Here is a 1,226-nt window from a genome sequence, read left to right as displayed (position 1 = left end):
GGTGAGAGTGAAATAATCCCTGATAGCGGGGTCTTCCAATCTGGGGCTGGCTGCATTAACCACGCCGGAGGGGGAACCGGCTTCGCCCTGACTACAGGTTGCCGCGATACGCAACCGGCGACGACCAACGGCAACATCATTGCGAAGAACGTCGATTTCAGATTTGGCATTGGCAAGCTCCTTTGTGTGCTTCACATCCAATTCGTTCAACATCGTGATGTGTGAGTTCTGATAGTTGATAGTGTCAGTCAGTTGCTGAATATCTTCTTGCTGCTGCTTTGTAACGCGTTGCTCTCTCTGTAACTCAGAGTGATAGTAATAAGCTGTCAGTGAAATAATGATTAATGCGAGTATCGTGTAGTAATGAGTGTTGAATTTCATGATAAAAACATCGTTTTTTCAGATGCCCTGCGAACATCTAGGCCCGGCAATACACGCCCACCAGCCATGTTCCATCTCATGAACTCGTCAGCCGCTCCGCGATAATCACCAGCATTGAGTTTCTTAAGCAATGTTGAGCGGACGAAAGCGCCAGTACCACAATTGAAGATAAATGAACAAAGTGCATCAAACTGGCCCTGAGTCAGCGACACTTTGACGTTTGATTTAATCGTGAGATAAACCGGGGCTAGGTCTTCTAGTAAGAACTGCGTTGCTTGCTCATCAGCAATAACATCACCTGGCTTTACTCCGTGAGTATGACCATAACCAATCGTCCATATTCGCGCCGGACAAAGATACGCAGTCAGACTACATCCCTCGTAGCCTTTCAGCTTCTTTAAACCCTGTTCACTGATTTGCATCAGATACCCCCGCTCTTTTCTCTGCTGATCTACGAAGTAATTGACCGATAAAATCAGTACCCAGATAGCCAATCACAACACTGCCGATGTAGGCTAAGTCAGGATTCAGACCAAAAAGATTTAAAATGTCACGAATGAACCAGGCGAACATGGCACACATAAAGGCATCAATAGAGACACGCAGCCATCCCCCGCCGTTATAACGACCACGGAGACAAGCCATTGTTCCCGATAGTATCGCCCCTAAACCCTGTTCTTTGACTGACAGCAGCCACAACCATAGCTGCATCCATATATCAGGCTGCTTGTCCATGAGTTTCATATTTCCACCCCCGGCCGGGGAATTAGTCCCCGGCAGATGTCGGGTGTGAGAAAAAATTTACTGTGAAAGCAGGTCTATTAACTTTCTACAGTTTTCAGTTG

General features: G+C 46.9%; 3 protein-coding genes. All 3 read right to left on the bottom strand.

Features of this window, described 5'->3' with window-relative positions:
* The coding region (locus C5469_RS22760; protein ID WP_166310962.1) for a lysis protein at positions 1-381 on the bottom strand (381 nt) is incomplete at its 3' end.
* The gene (locus C5469_RS22755) at positions 378-803 is read right to left on the bottom strand and encodes a lysozyme (protein ID WP_166310960.1); all 426 of its coding nucleotides are present in this window, start codon (positions 801-803) and stop codon (positions 378-380) included. The genes C5469_RS22760 and C5469_RS22755, both read right to left, overlap by 4 nt.
* Positions 790-1,116 (bottom strand): phage holin, lambda family, encoded by a 327-nt coding sequence (locus C5469_RS22750; protein ID WP_207629307.1) that lies wholly within the window; start codon positions 1,114-1,116, stop codon positions 790-792. The genes C5469_RS22755 and C5469_RS22750 overlap by 14 nt, the downstream gene beginning before the upstream one ends.
* Positions 1,117-1,226 lie beyond the last annotated feature (110 nt).

Source organism: Photorhabdus cinerea (genome assembly GCF_011189575.1).
Taxonomy (GTDB): Bacteria; Pseudomonadota; Gammaproteobacteria; order Enterobacterales; family Enterobacteriaceae; genus Photorhabdus; species Photorhabdus cinerea.
This window is presented reverse-complemented; position numbering and strand designations above follow the sequence as displayed.